The sequence below is a fragment of the bacterium genome, assembly GCA_035527515.1.
Taxonomy (GTDB): Bacteria; B130-G9; B130-G9; order B130-G9; family B130-G9; genus B130-G9.
The window spans coordinates 1-21,495 of the sequence record DATLAJ010000149.1; the positions used below are offsets into that span (position 1 = coordinate 1).

Genomic DNA, 21,495 nt, shown 5'->3' on the forward strand with positions numbered 1-21,495 from the left:
AAGAGGAACATAGAGGAGTTGCTGAACGCCATCCCGCAAGAGATTGATCTCATTCAAGCCGAAACTGACCGATACGAGGAGGAGATCGAGCAGACCGTGAAGCTGGAGCAGAGCCTCGAATCGCAGCGAAGAAGCTACGAAAACGAGATAAACGACAGAGACCAGAAGCTCACGCAGTATCAAACACAGCTTCTGACTGTGCGGACGAACATCGAATACGCGGCGATGTTGAGACAGATTGATAGTCTCAAGCGGATGAATGAGGAGATCGGGGAGCAGATATTCCATGTAGAGGAAGAGATGGAGCAACTGCGGGAGCGACAGGCAGAAAAAGAGGAGGCCCATAGGCGAGTAAAGACCGAGAATGACAACAGAATAGGCGAGCGGGCCCAAGAGCTGGAGAAGATCGAGAAGCAGCTTAAAACGATCACCGCTCGCGCCAAGAGGTTAAGGGCCAGGATTTCGTCTGGGCTGTTTGCCAGGTTTCAAAAAATAGCAGAGGCGAGGGACGGTGTTGCGGTAGTGGCAGCGACGGGCGGAATATGTCAGGGTTGCTACACAAGGATTCGCCCGCAGGTCTTTGATGAGATAAGGCGTGGGGACACGATTGTGCAGTGCGAAAGCTGCTCGAGGATATTGTATTACAATGCAAAACAGGACGCCAAGAAGTCCCGATAGGCGCCAGGGTTGATGACTCTCGCTGAAAGCCCTCCTGGCCACGGGCCGGCCCACATATATGTAGATGGTGGTTCTCACGACAACCCCGGGCCATCGGCAATTGCATTCTTGATAAAATCGTCCGATGAGAAAACCACGATCGCCAAGAAGGCCAAATACATCGGCCGTGCGACCAACAACATCGCAGAATACACTGCCGTCCTTGAGGCGCTGTCGCGGGCACACGAGCTCGGCATAAGGACCATCTTGGTTCGCTCCGACTCTGATCTTGTCGTTAAGCAGTTGAGCGGCCGTTATAGGGTGAAGAACCCGAAGCTCAGAGACCTTTACCTGACCTGTAAACAAAAGATCGAGGAGTTTGACAAGTTCCGTATCGAGCACATTCCGCGGGACAGAAACAAAGAGGCTGACAAGATGGTGCAAGGCGTCATCAAGGCTCGACTAAAGAAGGTTTCGGCCGCCCCCAAGAGTGGCTTCAAGCCGGATGGAATCATCTACGTGGCGGGTGGCTCCAAGGGAGTTTTCGGGCACGCTGCTGCCGCCTTTGTCATAGTAACTCCCGACAACAAGGTCCTTGCGATAAGCTCAAGATACGTCGGTGCAAGATCGCCCAATATCGCCGAGTATGCGGCCATTTACCTCGCGGCCAAGAAGGCTCGGTCGCTCGGACTTGCGAAGCTGCTCATCCGGTCGAACAACGACCTCGTCGTCAAGCAGCTGGCTGGCCAGTTCGCTGTGAAGAGCGAGAGCCTCAAGAAACCGTACTCGGAGTGCATCAAAGCTCTTGAGAGTTTTGGGAAGTTTGCGATGCAGACCATCTCGCGCGACTCAAACAAGGTGGCTCGCAGGATGGTGTCAGAGACGATAAAGGATTATATGAGAGAGGAGAAAGAGAGGAAAGAGCCCGCTAAGTCTGAAGGGAACGATCAGCCTGAGGCTCGCGACCAATGACACGTTGGTCTTGGCAAGGTAGCAGGGGAGGAAGCCGCCTATTTGCGGCGCTTGCAGGGCTTGATCGAAGGGGTCCTCGACCGTGGTCTGTGCCTTCGATGCCGCTTGACAACGACAGTTGGAGCGTGCGATGAGCGCTGAACCTTCACAAATCGAGAAGATCGGGCGCGTGGTGTCTGCTATCGAAGCAGGCAAGGCGCCATCAGTCCTTTTCCTTTACGGTGAGGAGGAGTTCCTAATTACCGAGGCGAGAGAGCGAATTACGGAAGCACTCAAACGCCGGCTGGGCGAGGCGGCGGAGCTCGTCGAGGTGCCGGGCGGCGTGGAGGACCTGAGGGCGATCCTGAGCGAGCTTCTGAGCAGCTCCTTGTTCTCATCGAACAAAGTCGTCTTGGTGCGTGACTTTACTGCTGTGGCCGGGAAGGGCGCCTCAAAGAAAAAGGAGGTCTTGGACTTTGCCGGCAGGCTTGGGGCTGGCCTGCCCAAAGGGAAGTTCTGTGTGCTCTCGGTCTGCGAGTCGGGCACGCCTGTCGCTGCCTTCGCCAAAAGCCTCAAGAACGCCGTTGTTTTGAATTTCCCCAAGATCAAGAGCTTCCCCGGGATGCAAGTTCAGCGCGACCCGCTTTTTGCCTTTGTGGGGGAGTTCTTAACCCGAAGCGGCAAGACCATAACCTCGGATGCCTTCCTTGCGCTTAAGGACAGCGTCGGGACAGACCTAAGAACGATATGCAGCGAGCTTGAGAAGCTGTGTCTTTTCGTGGGCGAGAAGAACAGAATAGACGCTAAGGATGTCGATGCCATTGTCTCCGCCGCTAGGCAGCGCGCGTCGTTCGAGCTGGCAGATGCGGTCGCTAGAAAGAACGTTGGCCAGGCCTTCGAGACCCTGGCCAATCTGCTTCGGGAGAACACGCCGCCTCTGTTCATCGTTCAGAGCCTGGCCAGCCAGTTTCGGTATCTCTTGCAGGCAAGGGTCCTGCTCTCGCGGCACCTGGACGAGGCCCAAGTGTCGGCCATGAGCTTCTTTAGGTTCCGTGATGGGATGATGAAAGAGCTGGTTGGGCTTGTGCCCATGTTCGGGTCGGGGCCCACAAACCTCCTGACAAGAAACCCGTTCGTGATACACAAGTCGCTTCAGATGGCGACCAAGTTCAGCCACAAGGAGCTCGCTGCGGCGCTGGTCAAGGTCTCCGAGACAGATGCGGCAATAAAGCGGAGCCTCGCCCCGGCCAGCCAGCTTGTGCGCAGCCTAGTGCTCGACCTTGCTGCGCCCTCCTCGTGATTGACCAAACAAGGACATAGCAGTCCGGTAGGGGCGCTTCACGAGCCGCTCGACCTCAGTGCCACAACATATTGTGGGCGATTCGTGAATCGCCCCTACAAAAAACACGCCTGGCCCCTTTATGGGACAGCCTCTTCAATCGAGGGGCAGCCGGATGTGAGATTGCCTCTCGCATCAGCATCGCCTCGGCGTATAATCCCGCCCATGTTTGAGATGCGGTTCAATCCAATAGCGGGCGAGTGGGTGGTCGTGGCGGCTGAGAGAATGAAACGACCCGTCTTTCCGAGCGACTCCTGTCCCTTTTGCCCCGGCGTAGGGCAAACCCCTCGAGACTACGACGTGTTCGTGTATCAGAACGACTACCCGTCGATGTCTCTGACCTCGCCTTCCGACCCCTGGGCCGGCCCCTCCGGACCGTCAACCGATGACGCACCCAGCCTCTACGTCAGCATGCCCTCCCACGGCGCGTGCGAGGTGATTCTCTACAGCCCCATTCACGACGCAAACATCTACGACCTGCCCGACTGGCATGTGGAGAAACTCGTCCGGTGCTGGCAAGACCGCACGAAGGAGCTCGGCTCTCGAAAAGCCATTAGGTATGTCTTCATCTTCGAGAACCGCGGTGAGGCCGTTGGAGTTACTATTCACCATCCGCACGGCCAGATTTATGCCTTCCCGTTCGTGCCCGCTAAGATCAAGCAGGAAATCGCGTCATGCCGTCGCTACTTCGCGGCTCGGTCCCGCTGCCTTCTGTGCGACATGGTTCGGGAGGAGCTGCGCAATCGTAAACGCATCGTGGCCGAGAACGACCACTTCATCTGCATCGTTCCCTACTTCGCACGGTTCCCGTTCGAGGCGCACGTAATAGCTCGCCGGCACTTGAGCTCCATAGTCGATTTAGATGAGGCTGAGCGGAGGGCGTTCGGCGAGATGCTTCAGAATCTGGTCCGAGGGTTAGATAACCTGTTCGGTTTCAGGACAGCATACATCATGGCCTTCCACCAAGCGCCCACGGACGGCGGCGACTACTCCGCCTATCACTTCCACGTTGAGTTCTATCCTGCCCACGCCGACAGCAAAACGCGTAAACATCTCTCTGGGACAGAGATCGGCATAGACGTATTCGTCAATCCGTCCGATGTCGAGGCGAACGCGGCGCAGCTTAGGCAAGCTATTAACCAGTCGTAGATTGGAGCCGATAAGTTACAGCTCGTTCACAGTCCTACGCCCTGACCTTGCGAAAGACCATCGCGAGCATCAAGGCGAGAAACTGAACGAGCACTATGGTCGCTCCGGAGGGTATCTCGAGCCGATACGAGGCGTAGAGGCCGATGAGCGATGACGCGGTTCCGACAACGGCGGAGATGACGAGCATTTTCTTGTAGTTGACTTGCAGGACCTTCGCCGTTGCGCCGGGGATCACCAGAAATGCCGAGACGAGTATGATGCCGACTACCTTGATCGAGATGACGATAGCAAGTGCGATGAGTATCAGCAGTAGGTAGTGAAGAAAGGTTGTGGGCAGCCCGCTGACAGTGGCCAGTCGCTCGTCGAAACAGAAGAAGAATATCTCCTTGAAGAAGGCGATGACGACGACGAGCACGAGGACTGCCAGGACGGAGATGACAATGATGTCGCCTGAACTGACGCCCAGGATGTTCCCAAACAGGTAGCTAAAGACCTCTCCGGTGTATCTTTTCCTGAGCGCGATGAAGATGACGCCCATGGCCATCGAGACCGCGAAGAATATCCCTATCGCTGAATCGGCGGAGATGCGCCTGCCACGACTTGCCCAACCGATGAGGACAGCGACCACGAGGCAGAATACAAGAGTTACGGCATCCACTTTGACGTCAGCAGCAGCGCTTTCCTCGAACAGAAACAGCCCGAGTGCGAGTCCCCCGAACGCCGAGTGCGAGATGCCCTGGCCTATAAAGGCAAGCCGCTTGAGCACCACATACACAGAGAGGACCGAGCACGTGAACCCGACGATCAGCCCGGCCAGGAAGGCGTGTCGCATGAACTCAAACGTCCTGAGCGATTCAACGAAGGAGATGTCGGCGCCCACGAGCGCTATCCCCAGACTTTGAGCTGAACGATCGAAAAAAGCATCAAGCTCGGCAAGGCGCTTGATTGGGCGAAACCCGCAGCTTTGCGGCTTCTGTAAATCATTTCTTCTCCCTGTGGAACTCGTTTATGTGCCTCAAATGCTCCTTTAGATAGGCATCGAGCTCGCAGACGCCAGCCGCCTCAAGGACTTTCTCGTTGACGAGTTCCGACTTGGAATGCCAGTGCATCGTGTGGAAGAGGCATGTGATCTCATCAACGTGGTCAGCGACCTGGGCGATGTCATGTGAGACGATCACGATCGCCATGCCGAGATCGCGATTGAGTTGGGACACTTGCTCGTAGAAGAGCGCGAGGCCGTCCGTGTCGATGCCGACTGTCGGCTCGTCGAGTATCAATAGCTCCGGCGAGGGCATAAGCGCCCTTGCGATGAACGTCCGCTGCTGCTGGCCGTAGGAGAGCTTGCCGATCTGCTTTCTCGCAAGGCTAGCGATCCCGAAGCGTGCCATCAGCTTTTGTGCCCGCTCCTTCTTGGACTTGCTGACCCTGCGCAGAAGCCCAGTCTCGAAATAAGAGCCCATCAGGACAACGTCAAGGGCGGACGCTGGGAACGACGGGTCAAAATGCGCCTTCTGCGGCACGTAGCCGATCTTAGCGCGCAGCCGCCCAAGCTTGGGCGCCGGCCGCCCGAACACGAGCACGGAGCCTGAATTAGGCACTAGCTCGCCCAGCAAGAGCTTCAGAAAGGTCGTCTTGCCGCCACCGTTCGGCCCGATCAACGCCAGAAAAACGCCTCGTTTTTGCTCAAAAGTGATGCCGTATAAGGTTGGCTCGAGCTCGGCCGCATACGAGAAACTCATGTCTCTTACCTGAATCAGCGGCGTGGTATCAGCGCCGAACTTCTCGCCCTTCATCCCTCATCCTTCATCCTTCCGCCTTCATCCTTCCGCCTTCCCACAGCGGTTACCTCAGACTCCTGAGCAACGTGTTCAAATCGAACTCCATCAACGACAGATATGTGCTCCGAGACGCCACTGTCAAGTCGCCAAGCGGGTCAAGGGGCACAAGCGAGGCGTCGGCCTCGCGCGCGACCGCGACCGCCGCCTTTGAGGAGAGCTGAGGCTCGATCAGCACGACGCGCCTCGGCTGCTTGCGTAGCTGCAAGATGATCTGTTGTAAATGCTTGCTGCTGGGCCGCTTGCCCGGATGAGGCTCGATGACGTCAAGTACGCCGACTCCATACCGGCGCAGAAGATACGTGAAGGCGGGATGGAACTGCACAACAGACCTCTGCCCAAGCGCCGCAAACTTCGGGGCAAAGCGACTGTCGAGCGATTCGATCTTGCGGGCATAGAGCCTTGCATTCTTCTCGTAAAGCGTGCGCGATTCTGGGTCAAGGCTGCCAAGCGCTCTTGCCACCTCAAAAACCATCTTCATGGCAAGGCTCGGGTCAAGCCATACGTGGGGGTTTGCGCCCTCCTTAAAGCCGATCCGCTCGCCGAGCTTCACAACAGTCAGGCCACGTCTGCCAGCCGCAGTTATGAAGTCCTGCGCCCACTCCTCGAGCCCCACACCGACCATCATGAATACGTCGGCCCTTGCCAGCTTTGACACGTCAGACGGGGATGGCGTGAACGTGTGCGGACTCGAGCCGCCAGAAAGCACACAACTGACGCTCACCCGATCGCCACCTACATTGCGGGCCCAATCCGCTATGGGGAGGATCGAGGCCGTTACTCTCAGCGGCCCGGCAAGACCTGACCCACCCATATACACGAGCGAAAACAGAAGGATGAGCAAGCGAGCTACGTCCACTGGCGTTCTCCTCAACACTTAACTGAGCTCCCAATCCAGTTTACTCAAAGCAGCTTCTGCTGTAATTATACTGAATATGTCAAGAGCTTGAAGCAGAGCTTAGCACAAAGGAGACGATGCACATTGGATTCGGTGGTATTGCGAGGAGTTTACTGCTGGCTGAGAAAGAACCTCATAGACGGAAAGGTGCTCTCGGTCGAGCTCTGCGACTCCAAAAGCATCTTTATCACAATCAGGAAAAGGGGCATCAGCGTGCTGTTCCTCATCATCTCCTGGGACGCCTCGTTGTTCAGGCTCTACCCAACACGCATAAAGCCGCAAAAGATAGGGCGAAGCCCATTTGTGGGAACACTCTCGCGGCACATCCTGGGCGCCAAGATCACAAGCATATTGATGAAGTCGCTCGAGCGCGTCGTAACTTTTGAGCTAGTGAACCTCGACCTGAAGGGCAATCCGCTCGAGTTCACGCTGATAGCTGAGCTCATGGGCAAGAACAGCAACCTGGTCCTAGTTGATAGGCAATCGCGGGAGATCATCGCGGCCGGCAAGCACGTTACCGAGGCGATGTCCCGGACGAGGCCTGTTCTGCCCGGGACCGAATACACAGCCCCTCCAGCATCCCAGGGCGCCAACCCCCTCGCCGCAACCAAGGACGAGGTCACGAGAGCTCTTGAGAATGACCCAGACACGCGGCTTGAAAAGCGCATCCTCTCGCAGTTCGCTGGGGTCTCGCCGACAATCGCCCGTGAGATCAAGGCCAGAGCTGAGGAGTCATCCCACGGCAAGGACGCTCTTGCTTCGGCAGCGGACGCATTCCTGTCGATCATGGCGAAAATCAGCGGCGAACAGTTCGAGCCGTGCATCATGAGGGAGGCATCCGACGGCCTAACTAACTCCGCGCCTCGTGCGGACGGCGTCGCGTTTCAGACAACCAAATCGCTGCTCTGCCCGTTTCCGCTCATCCAGAAGCACGGTTGGGAGGTGGAGCGGTTTGAGTCAATGGCCGATGCAGCTGAGGCCTTTTTCAGGGACGTGGAGCAGGCAACAGCGCTTGTGAAGATGGGTCGGCTTCTTCTTCAGATGGTGAAATCCAGGCTCGCAAAAGCCAAACGGAGGCTTTCGAAGATCGAGGCTGAGGCGGTCGATAAGGAAGATGTGGCTCGCCTGTTTCAGAAGGGCGAGCTTCTGAAAATGAATGTCCAAAGAGCCCAAAAAGGTATGGCCAGCATCGAGGTGCAGGACGTCTTCTCGAATGAGCAGTGCGCCGTAACAATCGAGCTCAACGCTTCGCTTTCACCCTGGGCAAATGTTGATGTGTCGTTCAAGAAGGCCAAGAAAGCGAAACGGCGGCTCGCTCACAGCGCGAATCTGGTCTCAAGCGCCCGCGATGAGATCGCCTATTTCGAGGGGCTGCTGCTGCAAATCGAGGGCTGCGAGGGCATTTTGTGCTTGCAGGAAATTGCCGATGAGCTACTGCGCGTGGGCATGATCACACGCCGAAAACACGATGAGGTCGTCAGTGGAGTGGCAAGGCCATTGCCTAAGGAAGAGCGGCAGCAGTTCAGGCGATTCGTCTCGTCAGAGGGGTTCGAGATACTAGTTGGGCGAAACAACAGAGAAAACGACCTCCTCACGCTGAAGACGGCCCGGCCGTTCGACCTTTTTGTTCATGCCCAAGGGATTCCGGGCTCGCATGTCATCGTCTGGCGTGCCAACCGCAGCTCGCCGATACCCAAACGCACGATCGAGGAGGCAGCGATCATCGCAGCACTGCACAGCAAGGCGAGAAACTCGCAGCATGTCCCAGTCGATTACACTCCTCGCTCGCAGGTGAAAAAGCCGAAAGGCACTGTTCCAGGCAAGGTCATCTACATGAGTTTTCAAACAGTCTTCGTCAACCCCGACCATTCACTTTTGGCGAAGCTCGCCGCCAAGAAGGGAACAACCACCCAGAATGCGGTGCCACGAGTGGGAGCGAATGAACACAAATGAAGGGAACTGAGAACCATAAAAACTTAATGCCAGTTTTATCACTGGCTAGATTCTTCTCTCTGTGTCTCTGTGGTGGGCATTCTGCTTTGAACGAACTCCCCCAGGGTTTGACCCGTGCGCATAAGGATTGACTTGGCGTACGACGGCACCGATCTTCGTGGCTGGCAGAGCCAGCCCGAGGGCGGCACCGTGCAGGACCTGCTGGAGCGGCACCTCAGAGAGGTTCTCTCGGCGCCCGGCCTGAGGCTTTTCGGACAGGGCAGAACCGACGCTGGCGTCCACGCTTTGAGGCAGGTCGCCCATTTCGACGCAGACACCCTCATCCCACCTGAAAGGCTGCCTCGGATCCTGAACAACCGCCTGACGCAGCATGGGGTCGTCGTGCTTGAGGCGAGAAAAGTGCCCGATACCTTCCACGCCCGTTTCAGCGCCTCGTCCAGAACTTACTGCTATGTGCTTCATTGCTCGGAGGCCCCACCGCCCGTCTATTCATTGCGATATTGCTATCACGTCTGCCACCGGTTCGACGCCGGACTAGTCGAAGAGGCGATAGGCGGCTTCGTCGGCCGGCACGACTTTGCAGTGTTTTGCTCAAGCGACTGGAAGGGGGACACGACCGTGCGGACAGTGATGGAGGCGAGCCTGGTGATGGACGGTCCCTGGGTGCATCTCATCTTCAGGGCGAATGCTTTCCTGCACAATATGGTGCGGCACATGGTCGGACTACTCCTTGAGGTCGGTAAGGGCCGACTCGCCCCTGCGATCGTCCGTAGGATTGCTGAGTCTCCGAGCGCCGTTGATAGCTCGGCACGGCCCTGGAATCTTCCGCCAGCCCGCGGCCTCTTCCTTGCTGAGGTGAAGTACCCAGAGTGGCCTTGAGAGGCCGGCCGCGAATCCCCGTCTGCCGGAACGAGGAATCCACGAAGGACACGAAGAACCACGAAGATTCGCGAAACCACAAAGGAAGCACGACTTTCAATTCGCAGTCTCGTCGTTTGTCCGCACCTCAGAAAGCCGCCTGTGCAACGAAAGCATCCGCCCCACCCTCCACCAGCCGACCGTGAAAGGCCGAAGAGCGTCATGCCTCGACGTAAACAGAGCACAATTCACAACCAGGAAAACTTGCGGGGGCTGCCGAAGGCTGAGAGCCTACTCAGGTTCAGCTCACGTGGTACTTAGGTCTAGGACCCCAAGGATCCGCTTGATGATCTTGGGGTGAAGGGTCTTCCCTGAATGAAACGGGACAACGATCCTCCTCTTTCCCTTCATATAGATGCGATGACTTCCTCTGCTTTGGAGAAACCGAAAACCGTTCCTCAGCAGCAGCTGCTCGGCCTTTCGAGCAGTGACTCGAGGCAGTCTAGGCAACAGTAACCTCGACGGACGTCGTCAATATCTCCTTGCTCAACAGGTCCTTCCTCTCCTCCTCCGACAACGTCTCTACGTAAAGCGCGACGGCTTCCCGTATGTTGTGGACAATCTCGTCCAGACTGTCTCCCTGGGACTGGCATCCGTCGAGTTCTGGGCAGTATGCATAGTATCCGTGCTCATCCTTCTCGATCACAATACTCACCTTGTACGACATCCCGCGACTCCTCCCATGATCGTTGGCAGCGCCTTTTCCGAGCGCGAAGCATAACATACAACCCGCTGAATCGGCAATAGCCTTCTTCTCTGTCAGGCCGTAGAGCTCATAGACCAGGCGCTCGATCTCGTTGCCAGGCCGGAACGAGGAATCCACGAAGGACACGAAGAACCACGAAGATTAGCGAAACCACAAAGGAAGCACGACTTTCAATTCGCAGTCCGCAATCCCCAAGAGGACAATTGGGGCGACCTATTCGGAGTAAGGGTGGCCAACCGGAATAACATAGTAGGGCCTGAGACCGTCCTGGAGGCGGAGCGCTCGGGCAACCTCGTCGTCCTTGAATGCGCCGACCATGACAGCGCCGAGTCCGAGCGAGAGGGCCATGAGCGATACGTTCTGGCCAACGTGGCCCGCTTCCATCGCGACGTACCTCTCAGCACGCTCGCCGTATCGCTTGGCAGTTCTGGAGTTGTCGCTGACAACTGCGATTAGGGCCATCGCCTCCTTAACGCAGGTCTGGCCAAAACATGCCTCGGCCACCTCGCCCATGACTGATTGGTCGTGGAGGAGCTGCAGGCTGTGCCTGTCAACATCGTAATGGTGGTTATACTGATAAAGCCCAGACGACAGTCCCTCGACACCATTGTCAGCCACAGCAAGTAGCATCTGAAGGGGATAGGTCGCGCCGGCTGAAGGCACAGCCCGCTTCCCCGTGCGTATATGTCCCTGCGCTGACCATAGGAGGTCTGCCACAGCGCCGAGCGCAATTTGCCGGCTCGTAAAGCGCCTCACGCTAGAGCGCTCGTAAATGGCGCTCTTCAGGTCAAGCCCACCGGCATAACTGATGTCTGGCAGAGGTATTACCACGCTCATCGGACTTTCTCCATTGCTATATCCTTTTCGCTCTGCTGGGCATAATACGGGATAAGTTGAGCGACCTGCATGCCCAGCACCATCAAGTCATCAACATCCCTGCAAACTGAGAGTATAGCAAAAAACTCCCTCTCGATCGCTGCCTGCTGACGTTTCAATGACAAGCTGCGACCGAAGTATCTCCTGCCCCGCGAGAAACGCCTCAAGACCTCCCTTGCGCATTTAACATCCCTCGTCCAATGCACATACCGAATCGTCCCAGCCAACTCGTCCGGACCAACCCTGGCGCTGGCGAGTCGCATGGCGACTGCCTTCACAACCTCGGCCCGCCTCTGTGGCTGGACTTCGTCGAATAGCTTGGCCTTTACACTGCACATATTTTCTTGAGCATCTCATAAGATTTAGGGTAAGCAAATACAGACCGAATGAACGACGCCTTACACTGCTTGATAAAGCCGCGTCTGTCATCCATGGGCCTTCGCTGCTCAAAGGAGCTCCACTGCATGAGACCCGATGGAAAGGCTAAGAGCTCCCCTGAAGAGATGCTTATCTTGCCGAGCCCCGACGACTTCCCTCCCCCAATACTAAGCGCCATCTTGCGGTCAATCCCGAGACACCCGAAGAGGCCGCCCATCTCAGCCAGCGAAACGTCATGAAAGACTATCTGCGCCGAGAAGACGGCGCCCGAAGGGACGTAGTCCCACAGTTCCGCCTCCTGAGACGGGGTGTTAGGCTCGTATTTGGCATTATAGACCTTCCGGCCCTTTAGCTTCTCTACCAAGAGCTTTGCGCTTCTCGTGCCCGGCGCAACGCTCACTTGCCCAATTTTATGCAGGTGAGGTGCGCCGCTGGGCAGAACATACAGGAACTCTCCCTTTTGGGGCGAACTGACGAGCCTGGCATCTGAAAACACAACTCTCCCTACAAAGCCCTTAGTCCCGAACAGGAGGCAAGCTGGACAAAGCCTGGAGGACCTCTTTCTCACCGGGGGACATCTCTCGATTCGCTCGAAGCACTCGGGGAGAATCGCGACCTCCGCCATGCCCCGCTTCTCGCCACCAGCCGCGACTATCTGCCTGACAAGCTCCTGCGGCAGACTCGAGGCGCCTCTATCGTCTTCGACATATCGTGCTTTCATCCGCCTGAGGAATTGGCTCACGCAGCTCTTGGTGATCGCCTCGTAGTAAGTTCTGGCCACACCTTTGAGAGTGGTTCCAGGGATTATCGGGCTTTCGGGGCACAGGATCGATTTGACGACGAATCCCTTCTTGAAGCCGAGTTCCTCGGAGAGCCTTAGCGTGCCGTCCGATATGTGCAGAGGTGACAGCGTCTTGATCTCGATCTCCATCTTGCCCGAGAACGCAAATCCGGATGCGGCGAGTTTGCAGACGTGGGACACCGGCGTTACGGTCTTGCCAAAAGGAATCCACACAAAATCATAGCCCTTAGGGTCCCTCGGCAACTGCGACCATCGCCTCGAGTTCTGTCCGTGCGAACTCACTTGACCCCCGTGAATCTTATGAACTGCAAAACGCCGTTCTTGGTGTATTTGATGGCGATAATCTGGGTGGCGCCGTGCGGATAAGGAGCGTCCGGTGCTCTGCCAGGCCACAACAGTAGCGGAAATGGCCTATCATCACAATGGAAAACAGAAGTGCCAGACGGTATGTTGTCCGCGCTTTCTGCTTCCCATAACATAGCGAAATGGCCGTTATCCCACCGCAGCTCGACCTCGTTGTTGAACACCCGGCCTCGCTTCAAGAGGTCCGATGGCGTGCCTTCGGAGAGGTCCGCCCGGTCGAGCCGCTCCTGAATGCAAAACGCCTGCTCCAGTTCGAACACTTTGCGGTAGAACTCGTCCCCAACCAGGGTCTTGCACAGCCCGTATCCAGGCATCTTATGACTTACCCCGGTGTCTCATCGTCAGCCCTTTCGCCTGTCCGATGGCGAGATACGTAATCCAGAAGGTTCTTGGTCAGCATCGAAAGGAGCAACTTGATCGCTTCATGCGAGCTCAAGACGTATTTGAGACCGAAAAGATCGGAGACAACGTCATATTGCACTGAGGGGCGAGCGCTTGCATCGGGTTCGGGCTCTGACATCTGGGGCAGTCGTAGCAGAAGCCAATCATCGCTCATATAGCCGAACTCTCTGCGCTGGCGGTCGCCGACCAGGCTGCCGATTCCATAAACTCCGTTGGTCGGGAGGTCAGGCTTGGCAAAGAAGAACTCACACCCATCAAGCCCAACTGACACAAGCCCATACCCCTTGGAGCGAAGACCACCTATCTGCACACGCCCATCATCCACATCCATGAGCACAATGCCTATCATGGCAAGATGCCACAGCTCGAAGTTCTCGAGCACGATCCGCGTCCTGAACTCCCCGCCCACGACCGGCTCAAAGTCCTTTACTGTCGCCGACCGACCGCTACCAAGGAATCGGTCGACCGGCAGCGTCGCCCTCAGTTGGCGCTTTGGCGGGTTGTCTTCAGACGGCATTGCGTCGCTCGCGCTGAATCGGCCCGCCGCAGCCTCGCATCCGAACACCTTGCACGCCGCGCAAAGAACTTCTGAATAGAGCTTCGCATCGCTTACCTGGGCAGACCTGTTGGCCAGGGCACGTCGTGCGCAGGATGAGGCCGAAAACGGGTCACAGACCGGCAGCCCACACGACCTAGCAACGCGCTCGAAGTGGTTGCGCATCACGCCCTTAAGTGAGGAGCCCGGGATGTAAGGAGCGCTAGGTGAGGCGCCGTGAGGTGTCTGAACGTTGTGTTCTATTGGGAGCGAAACTTCAGAAGCCGAGTGCCCCGCTCGGACGAGCAGCGGCCCCTGGGGCTTAATGCTCAAGTCCAAAACCGCCCTGTTGCAAAGCCTGCTATGCACCGTCCGCCACCTCTGCACCCTCGAATAAAACTCGATGCAACACAGCCTTACACTTCGTCCGGAAATCATCCAAATCGTGGCGCCTCACGAGCTCACCCTCTTCTTTTGGCCGAGAGACTGGCTGCTGAACGTAGTCGGCTGATATGCTGTAGTGCCCGAGGTAGTTTTTCTGGAGCTTCTTGTCCCCCACCATTTGATCAAGGAGCTCTGAGACTTTCTCCGGGAGGCCGAGCTCATTGCGCCGTCGCTTGCTGAGCCCGAACTCAGAGGAGAGCAGCTTACCTATCTCGCCAGCATCGGCCTGCATGGCTCGCATCTCCATCAACTTCAGGCAGTAGTATAAAACTGCGCCCATGTCCTCTGTGCTCGGCTTGGGAATACCTATGAGTTCTTGTTCCTCGGTCGGTTCGGTCTCACCCCGTGCTGGGGCCGCAGGCCGCGCGGTATAGGTGTCGGTCTCGATGCTGAAACCCTCGCCCAAGCGCTGTATAGCGACCTCAGAGACTTCCATCTGCACGTGGCCGAGGCCGAGTCTCCGTCCTCCCCCCAGCAGTCCGAAGCCCTCGCCTAGCCTCTCGATAACCCAAAAAAGCAGTCCGAGCTCCCAATCCAGCGGCGCCGACACCAGAATCTGAAAGCCAAATACAAGCCCCGGGGGCGCCAATTCAATTCGCCGCTCGCTGCCCATAACGCCCCGCCCCAGTGTTCTGGAGACGCCCAATGTCGAACGGCGCTGCACAAGCGACTCCGACCATTCACTGAGAAGGTCGAGGTCACGGGCCACGACCCGGGCGGGATTGGCAGTTGAGCCAAATAGGCCACAAACAGTGCATGGTCTCGAGGCGCGGCCGTTGCGAAGGCAGAACGAAAGAGAGCTATCCTCGAGCGAATCTGGAAAGTCGCAGGCCCATATCACACCGTTTGTGCCATCAACGACGCTCTTGATGGCCGTTTGTGCCTGGGAGCGAAGCGCGCCTTTCAACGTCGAGCCCGGCACGAAAGGCCGTCCGCTCTCGTCTCGAACAAATGGAGTAACGACCACGCCGTCAGCTGACTTGGGATGTCCGCCCACATGCAATCCAGAGACAAGCCGCAGCTTCCCGGCAAGACTGCCCTGTATCCACTTATGATCCACTTGCACCATCGCTCTCGTCCTCAGTTGGTTCCGGACCTTCGGGACCTGATGTTTCTACTACATCAAAACTATGGGATTGGCACAAATATGACAAGTACGTCTGGGCCGCGATGAGCCAGATTGCAGGACCCCAACTGACCTCGGCGGCGATTGCTATCTGCTCTGATACTTGTCTCACCTCCGAATTGAGACCATTGAGAATCTTCTGGCCAACATCGCGCTGACGCCATCGCCTCTCAGGGGGAGAGCGGCCTATGGAAGACGTCAAGTGCATCATCACCGCATCGACGGAGCTGGCCTGTCTGGCATAAAGCCAAAGCTCCTGAACTGCTCTCCTGAAAAAATGGACCCCTCCGGAGGCAATGCTTTCCTCAGCAACAGCCTCAGCCAACCTCTGCAGGCTGCCTTTGAAACGATCAACCGCGCTCAAGAGAAGGAACCCAGTGTCCATCACGACTCGGTGTATCCAATCGTATGAAAGTCGTTACAGACGGCGATCCCGCCGAAACCGTCGCTCGTGCGCAGGCCCAGACCAGTGTCTTGGGCAGCCTCGAGCTTCCGGCAAAGCTCCTCCTTCGCTGCGCCACTGGCTCTGCTCTCAAACAGGCAGACGCTCCCACGCTGAATCGTACGCATTAGCCCGCGAGGGGCCTGACAGGCCGCGTTCCAACCACCTATTGAACCAAACCTCAGATACGACAAGACCTCTTTGGCAAAGATGCCGGCCTCGGACAACTGCTTTTCCAGAACCGTCCCGTCGCCGCTTTCCCAGAATGACCACCTTGGAAGCACGAGGTCAGACAGAAACAAGATCGAGAAGAACAGCCGGCCTTTTCTCTCGATCTCCTCGCCTATCGATCTCGCCCCGTCCCAGAGTCTTCCCCATCTCAAGAGCTCCGCCATAATCGCTGCATTGAACCGCAGAACGGCCTCACGGACGTTGGCCTTTGCCGGAGGCGCCGCGAGCCTCAATGAGAGCCGACCAAGACCCCGGCTGCGCAATGCACCGACGCTGAACTTCTCCGCCGCCAGCCTCTTGAGAGCCTCCTGCGCCATCGGCCGCAGCTTACTAATGCTCCCGGCGAACACGACTCCGGGATGCAAAAAGAAAACGGTGTAACGGCTTCCCACAACGGCTCTTCTCTCACTCCCTCCCACTGGGCAGAATGAGGCAACATCACTTCTAACAGAGACGAGCTTGCCATTGAAGAGGACGCGCGCCCGGCCATCCCGGAACGCATCGTAAACTCGCTTGTCAGAATCTTGCCGAACGACGTAAAACAATCCGTTCGCGTAACATTCGCGAAGAACGAAATCCCGAATAAGCATGTCCGGCGGATTGTCCCCGACCTCATCCCCGTTGTTCGGCTCTGAGCGGGGCCAGATCGCTGAATATGGCAGAACAAGAAGAGGCTTAAGCGGTGAGCTCTTGTCGGGTAAGGACACCGAATCGCTGTGGCCGAGCGGCAGACAGTCGGAGAATGAGACCGAGGGGGCAACAAACGCGTTTGCCATCTCCGGTTCGATGGCGCCCAGGTTCTCAAGCCTCTTCACCTGCTCGTAAAAAGCTGCCTTCACGACCGGGCCCGGCAGATAGTCGAGGGTCTGTCGATACCATTTTCCTGCGGGTGACCTAGCCACGCACAGCGGCCCTTCGCTGACGAGGATTATGCCAACCTCATTGCCATCCCCGTCGAGAGCCTCAGCCGTGGAAGGCATCTTGGCCTCACCCGCTTCTCGCATCTTAACCTCGAGTGAGCAGAAGCCCATGCCCTGGGCCTTGCCACCGCCCAGCGTCCGGACCGTCCTCACTGCCGAAACCAAGAGCTGCTCCTCATCAGGAGAGAGCGGATGCAGCGCGACGAGCCTCGCCTCAAATGCGAACGGCCCGAACGTCCGGGTGGCGCCACCGGGGCGAGAGCCGGCTTGTTCTGAACCCTCAAAACGCCGGCCACGCCTCTCCCACGGCACCGCTCCTTCGGCGCTGTTTGCCTCTCTCAGCAACGTCCCTCCCTCGAAAACCACTTTGCCGGGAGCATGACGCTGGCCAAAAATGGAGCAAATAGGGCAGGGCTTGGTCTCGCACGTCTCAAGTCTCTCATCTTGAGAGCAGTGCGCGATCCCCTTGAGGTCCAGAAGCTTCTCCGCGGCGCGCTTTATGGCGCCTTTGAGCGTGGAGCCTGATATGTAGGGAAGATCCCTTCCATGCCCCATTCCTAAAGATGGAAGCGAAGCGGCAGACGTAAACCGCACGGTTAGTGCAATCTCAATGAGAGCCCTGTTGCTCATGTCAAAACCTTCTCGCTGTCGCCCGAGAGCGCGCTTGCCACTGCGTCACGGACAAGGATGCCAACAGGCGCCTGGAGCCGCTCTGCGGAAGCGGCCATGCGTATATTCGCGCTCCCGCCTGTCCCGGCGGCTGCCAGCTGCCGGGTGAGAGCATTGCGGAGCATCTCAAGGCATCGGCCAGAATAATCCCTCCTGACAATTAGCAGCGCCTCAGACGGAGAGAGTCTATTTATGATGCAGGAGTTCGAGAGCGACTTTTCGACCTCCTTTAAGGCTTCCTCGACGGCTTTCTGCTGCTCTCGTGCGGCGCGTATGGCTGCCAGGGCGGAAGATGGCTCGGCAAACACAGAGAATGGATCACAGCCTACAAAAACCGCGGCGAGGCTGTCCGGGCTGCTCAAAAAGGACCGGCCATCGAGCCTCTCTGCGTTTTCGACGAGCTTCGTGCCAACAGAGACCTTCCAGTTACACGGCTCGCACAAGCGACGGTCCTCCGACAGGCTAAAGCTCGCGGGACGAGCATAGCACTCTGTGCAGTGTGCCAGCAGGCCGAACGCCTCGTACCGGTTCTGAACTGGGGCAACCGGCCGCTCTAAAAGGCGATCAAGCATGGCGAAGTTGACAAGTTCCGTAAACTGTTTCCTCTTGGCGAACGCCCTCCATAACGCATTCTGGTCCTGCGCCATGCCCGGTCGGACCTCGAAGCCTAACATACCTAGGCCCTCGGTGCCATGTTGCTCGACGTCGGACACAAAATCGCCGAACCATCTCTCCCTCGCTCGATACCCGAAGGCTATCTCGATGGGATAGGTCTCAATACTCTTGCACCAAACCGACGATGACAACGTCGCCACGGCTACGAACCTCGAAATCGCGTCGCACATGGCCGGAGCCGCCCCCGAGGGTGCTATCACTAGCCCCTGCGTGCACGTGTTCACCAAGAGGCAATCATCGATAAGTCGCGCAGCGACGAGCAGCGATTCGTCGGGCGAGGCTCGCAGATGGCAGTGCTTGCTGAGCTGTCCGAGCGGCTGGTCCAGGGACATTGCCCCCCTCAAGAGCCAAGCGCCGCCCAGGACGGCGTCTAGGGACGCCGGCTCGCAGAGGTAATCCCACGCGTCGTCCATCCGAAATCGGATCAAACAGACCGGCGCTGGGGCGCCTTGTCCAAAAAGCGCTTCAGACAGTCTGGTGATGATGTGCTCTTCGAGGTTGGAGCTTAGATCGTTCACCGGACACAACGAGGGGTTACAGGATAGAGCAGCCAACAGAAACAGGCGAGGGAGTACATCATCCGAATTGAGAATCGTCTCGTAATCCAGTCCATTCTCAAGCTCCAGACGGAAATCTCGCCATTGCGACTCGAATGCGTCTGCTTTGGGAAGCCGAAATCCTCGGGAGTCAGTAAGCTGCAGCTGTGCTGCCAAGCTGTAAGCTAGACCAAGCAATGATCCACCAGAATTAAGTATTCAAAGGCCTCAAGTGGCGCACCGGCAAGAGGAAAGACACGGCCTCTTGCGAGGGCTCAAAACTAGACAATTGACAGCTAAAGATCAAGCGGAAAGTTACGATAAGAATAACTCGAGGTTGTGTGGACATGCAGATGTTGCAGACTAGTTGTTGCTGTTGAGAAGGAGGAAGGCATGACTGTTTCCTTGCAATATATCCATAGGGTATATGGCGACAGACTGCGTAAGATCGACCGAAGTGCGACAGTCCAGAGAGATGAACGCCGACCGAAGAGCGAACCTGATGAGGACACGGTCCACATCTCGAAGACCGCAAAGAAATCGATCCTGACCCCCGAGACGAGCAACGGCATTGCTGGGTCTATGTTGCAGACGAAGCTGGCGATCAAGGCCTACCAGGAGGTAGCAAATGGCCTGCCTTCTATGCTCAGATAGCCACCTACTCGAGATAGACCTAAGGGCTACCAGGGCAAAATGCCCAAGCAAGGCATTCTCAGCAAAGTAGCATGTCTCCCTCCAGAGGCAATGCGTTTCCCCCTTTTCTGACCTGACGCGTTTTTCGGTGACTCCGGACCTCTTCGTCAACCCACCCCTTGCAAATGAGACCGCATCGACCGTAACATTACCTACTTAACAACTAAACACTGAAGAATCTCTGACTGGTGTAGGTTATGTGCGCACAAATGCTCTGGCCGTATCGCGAGGCGAGGCGAGTCATCGGCCAGCTTGGCGGCAGAAAAGACGTAGTTCTCGAGACGGGGTTCGGGCCTTCGGGGCCTCCTCACATCGGGACTTACGGTGAGATCGTCAGGACCAACTTCGTGGCGCTGGCCATGAAGGACCTGGGATACAGGCCCCGCATAATCTCCTTCCTGGACGATCTGGACGGGCTCAGAAAGGTCCCAGAGGGCTTTCCTGCGTGGGTTTCGGACTATCTGGGGCGCCCCGTGTGCGAGATACCAGACCCATTCGAGTGCTGCGAGAGCTTCTCCAAGCACATGCACAAGCTGCTGCTAGAGATGGTCAATGACGCGGGCGCCAAGTGCGAATACCATTTGTCGTCCGAGGAGTATGCCCGTGGCACGTTCAACAATGCGATCGAGACGGTTATGAATAACGTTGAGGCGCTCAAGAGGCTGGTCGTTCCGATGTTGTCCGATGAGATCGGCGCGAGATGGTTCCCCTTCTTTGCGAAATGCGAGAGTTGCGGCAAGCTCTACACGACGCGTGTGGTCTCGTTCAACGTCGATAGCGAGACCGTCGATTACGTTTGCGACTGTGAGTTCGGGACAGTCCGCGGATGCGGGCACCACGGCACGACTTCCTACCTTAACGGGGCTGGCAAGCTCCCCTGGCGCATCGATTGGCCCGCCAGGTGGTTCGCTCTGAACGTGGATTACGAGATCCACGGCAAGGACCTGATTGAATCGGCCTCGCTGGGCAAGCGCATCATGAACAGGGTGTTCGGGAGGCCGCCGATTCTAACGATGGTCTATGAGCTGTTTCTGGACGCTGATGGCAAGAAAATCTCGAAATCGAAAGGCTTCGCGATAGACCCTACGCTCTGGCTCAAGTACGGCACACGAGATTCACTGCACCTGATGCTATACAAGAAGCCAAAGCAGGCCAAGCGGCTCGACATATCACGCATGCCGAGCTATGTGAACGAGGCGTTTGAGATGTCCGCCGATTACTACAGGAGGCGAGATGAGTTCGGGCAGCCCGACAAGCGCCACCCCTACGAGATTCTGACGCTGCTGTCGCCGCCAGATTCAGACCCTGGGAGGATGGATTTCGCGACGCTCTGCAACCTCGTTGCCGCACTTGGTGAACGGAGCCCTGATGTGGTCAAGAGATACGCCCTTAAACTCGCCGAGCAGTCGCGTGTAGAGGATTCGGGTTATGATGTCCAGTCTGTTGGTTCAGGACTTGTTGACGAGCTCGTCCAAAAGGCAATCAAGTTCGCTGACGATATCCTTGCCACTCAGCGCGCTTATGAAGTTGAGCTGTCAGGTATTGAGCTGCAAGCGGTCAGGTCATTTGTGGACTACCTGAGGTCTGGTGAGTTCACGGGGGAGGAGATTCAGACCACGGTGTTCAACCTCGCAAGGGAGCCTGCAATCCCGCAGCCCAGGATGTTCCAGATTCTTTACGCACTGATATTGAATCAGCGGCAGGGGCCTCGGCTGGGACAGTTCATCCCAATTCTGGGTCAGAGCAGGACTGCTGATAGGATCGAGGCATCTCTAGCGAAGCTTGGAATACGAGATTGAACCAGAGTTCACCCCAAAAGGTGTCGCAATTGGATTAGGTGGCGTGATTATATCAACAGTGCCGCCGGAGCAGCAACGGCTCGGGTTCGCCTCGGAGCGTTCCGTCGAGTTGTGGGACGATAATGGTTCGGCGTCCTCGAGTGCGCGATGCCAAAGAGCGTTTCGAGAGCCGCATGTTGCCGTTCTTTTGGCGTCGGA

The 21,495-nt window shown here is 57.1% G+C and carries 22 protein-coding genes; 8 read left to right on the plus strand and 14 right to left on the minus strand.

The genetic code is table 11. The features are described from left to right. From VM163_12330 to galT, 4 genes are all read left to right on the plus strand, one after another. A partial coding sequence (locus tag VM163_12330) for a C4-type zinc ribbon domain-containing protein (GenBank protein ID HUT04664.1) occupies positions 1-678 on the plus strand: 678 nt, incomplete at its 5' end. A 12-nt stretch (positions 679-690) separates the two neighbouring features. Next, complete coding sequence (locus VM163_12335) at positions 691-1,629, plus strand: ribonuclease HI family protein (protein ID HUT04665.1); 939 nt, start codon at positions 691-693, stop codon at positions 1,627-1,629. Between the two features lie 130 nt (positions 1,630-1,759). Further along, positions 1,760-2,908: a DNA polymerase III subunit delta gene (gene holA / locus VM163_12340; protein ID HUT04666.1), complete on the plus strand. Its 1,149-nt coding sequence runs from the start codon at positions 1,760-1,762 to the stop codon at positions 2,906-2,908. A gap of 156 nt (positions 2,909-3,064) precedes the next feature. Then, entirely contained in the window at positions 3,065-4,096 is a 1,032-nt protein-coding gene (gene galT / locus VM163_12345; protein ID HUT04667.1) for a galactose-1-phosphate uridylyltransferase, read from the plus strand. Positions 4,097-4,130: 34 nt separating this feature from the next. On the opposite strand, the gene VM163_12350 is transcribed toward galT, so the two are convergent. The 3 genes from VM163_12350 to VM163_12360 form a co-directional block, all read right to left on the minus strand. Beyond that, positions 4,131-4,976 (minus strand): metal ABC transporter permease, encoded by an 846-nt coding sequence (locus tag VM163_12350; GenBank protein HUT04668.1) that lies wholly within the window; start codon positions 4,974-4,976, stop codon positions 4,131-4,133. 100 nt (positions 4,977-5,076) lie between these two features. After that, complete coding sequence (locus VM163_12355; protein ID HUT04669.1) at positions 5,077-5,889, minus strand: metal ABC transporter ATP-binding protein; 813 nt, start codon at positions 5,887-5,889, stop codon at positions 5,077-5,079. 49 nt (positions 5,890-5,938) lie between these two features. Continuing rightward, the gene (locus tag VM163_12360; GenBank protein HUT04670.1) at positions 5,939-6,790 is read right to left on the minus strand and encodes a metal ABC transporter substrate-binding protein; all 852 of its coding nucleotides are present in this window, start codon (positions 6,788-6,790) and stop codon (positions 5,939-5,941) included. Positions 6,791-6,922: 132 nt separating this feature from the next. Here VM163_12360 and VM163_12365 point away from each other — a divergent pair, with 132 nt between their 5' ends. Both VM163_12365 and truA read left to right on the plus strand, forming a co-directional pair. Continuing rightward, entirely contained in the window at positions 6,923-8,782 is a 1,860-nt protein-coding gene (locus VM163_12365) for an NFACT family protein (protein ID HUT04671.1), read from the plus strand. A gap of 132 nt (positions 8,783-8,914) precedes the next feature. Next, positions 8,915-9,661 carry a tRNA pseudouridine(38-40) synthase TruA gene (truA, locus tag VM163_12370; GenBank protein HUT04672.1) on the plus strand — a complete coding sequence of 249 codons (747 nt, stop codon included), beginning with the start codon at positions 8,915-8,917 and terminating at the stop codon, positions 9,659-9,661. Between the two features lie 285 nt (positions 9,662-9,946). Here the strand turns inward: truA and VM163_12375 are convergent, their stop codons facing one another. The 11 genes from VM163_12375 to VM163_12425 form a co-directional block, all read right to left on the minus strand. After that, positions 9,947-10,150, minus strand: coding sequence for a type II toxin-antitoxin system HicA family toxin (locus tag VM163_12375; GenBank protein HUT04673.1), 204 nt, complete (start codon positions 10,148-10,150; stop codon positions 9,947-9,949). Further along, on the minus strand, positions 10,143-10,367 hold the full coding sequence (locus VM163_12380; GenBank protein HUT04674.1) for a type II toxin-antitoxin system HicB family antitoxin: 225 nt from the start codon (positions 10,365-10,367) through the stop codon (positions 10,143-10,145). The genes VM163_12375 and VM163_12380 overlap by 8 nt, the downstream gene beginning before the upstream one ends. 252 nt (positions 10,368-10,619) lie before the next feature. Next, the gene (locus tag VM163_12385) at positions 10,620-11,243 is read right to left on the minus strand and encodes a SagB/ThcOx family dehydrogenase (GenBank protein HUT04675.1); all 624 of its coding nucleotides are present in this window, start codon (positions 11,241-11,243) and stop codon (positions 10,620-10,622) included. Next, the gene (locus tag VM163_12390) at positions 11,240-11,620 is read right to left on the minus strand and encodes a hypothetical protein (GenBank protein ID HUT04676.1); all 381 of its coding nucleotides are present in this window, start codon (positions 11,618-11,620) and stop codon (positions 11,240-11,242) included. The genes VM163_12385 and VM163_12390 overlap by 4 nt, the downstream gene beginning before the upstream one ends. Further along, a complete protein-coding gene (locus tag VM163_12395; protein ID HUT04677.1) occupies positions 11,608-12,744 on the minus strand; it encodes an RAMP superfamily CRISPR-associated protein in 1,137 nt (378 codons plus the stop codon). The genes VM163_12390 and VM163_12395 overlap by 13 nt, the downstream gene beginning before the upstream one ends. Beyond that, on the minus strand, positions 12,741-13,139 hold the full coding sequence (locus VM163_12400; protein HUT04678.1) for a hypothetical protein: 399 nt from the start codon (positions 13,137-13,139) through the stop codon (positions 12,741-12,743). Before VM163_12400 ends, VM163_12395 begins: the two co-directional genes overlap by 4 nt. Positions 13,140-13,147: 8 nt before the next feature. After that, entirely contained in the window at positions 13,148-14,131 is a 984-nt protein-coding gene (locus VM163_12405) for an RAMP superfamily CRISPR-associated protein (GenBank protein HUT04679.1), read from the minus strand. Beyond that, a complete protein-coding gene (locus VM163_12410) occupies positions 14,124-15,275 on the minus strand; it encodes an RAMP superfamily CRISPR-associated protein (GenBank protein HUT04680.1) in 1,152 nt (383 codons plus the stop codon). Before VM163_12410 ends, VM163_12405 begins: the two co-directional genes overlap by 8 nt. Beyond that, positions 15,256-15,717, minus strand: a complete 462-nt coding sequence (locus tag VM163_12415; GenBank protein ID HUT04681.1) for a hypothetical protein — start codon at positions 15,715-15,717, stop codon at positions 15,256-15,258. Before VM163_12415 ends, VM163_12410 begins: the two co-directional genes overlap by 20 nt. Then, positions 15,717-17,555 carry an RAMP superfamily CRISPR-associated protein gene (locus tag VM163_12420; protein HUT04682.1) on the minus strand — a complete coding sequence of 613 codons (1,839 nt, stop codon included), beginning with the start codon at positions 17,553-17,555 and terminating at the stop codon, positions 15,717-15,719. The genes VM163_12415 and VM163_12420 overlap by 1 nt, the downstream gene beginning before the upstream one ends. Next, positions 17,552-19,003: a hypothetical protein gene (locus VM163_12425; protein HUT04683.1), complete on the minus strand. Its 1,452-nt coding sequence runs from the start codon at positions 19,001-19,003 to the stop codon at positions 17,552-17,554. Before VM163_12425 ends, VM163_12420 begins: the two co-directional genes overlap by 4 nt. Positions 19,004-19,198: 195 nt before the next feature. Between VM163_12425 and VM163_12430 the strand changes: the two genes are divergently transcribed. Continuing rightward, positions 19,199-19,459, plus strand: coding sequence for a hypothetical protein (locus tag VM163_12430; GenBank protein HUT04684.1), 261 nt, complete (start codon positions 19,199-19,201; stop codon positions 19,457-19,459). Between the two features lie 248 nt (positions 19,460-19,707). Then, the gene (gene lysS, locus VM163_12435; protein HUT04685.1) at positions 19,708-21,297 is read left to right on the plus strand and encodes a lysine--tRNA ligase; all 1,590 of its coding nucleotides are present in this window, start codon (positions 19,708-19,710) and stop codon (positions 21,295-21,297) included. The last annotated feature ends 198 nt before the right edge of the window (positions 21,298-21,495 follow it).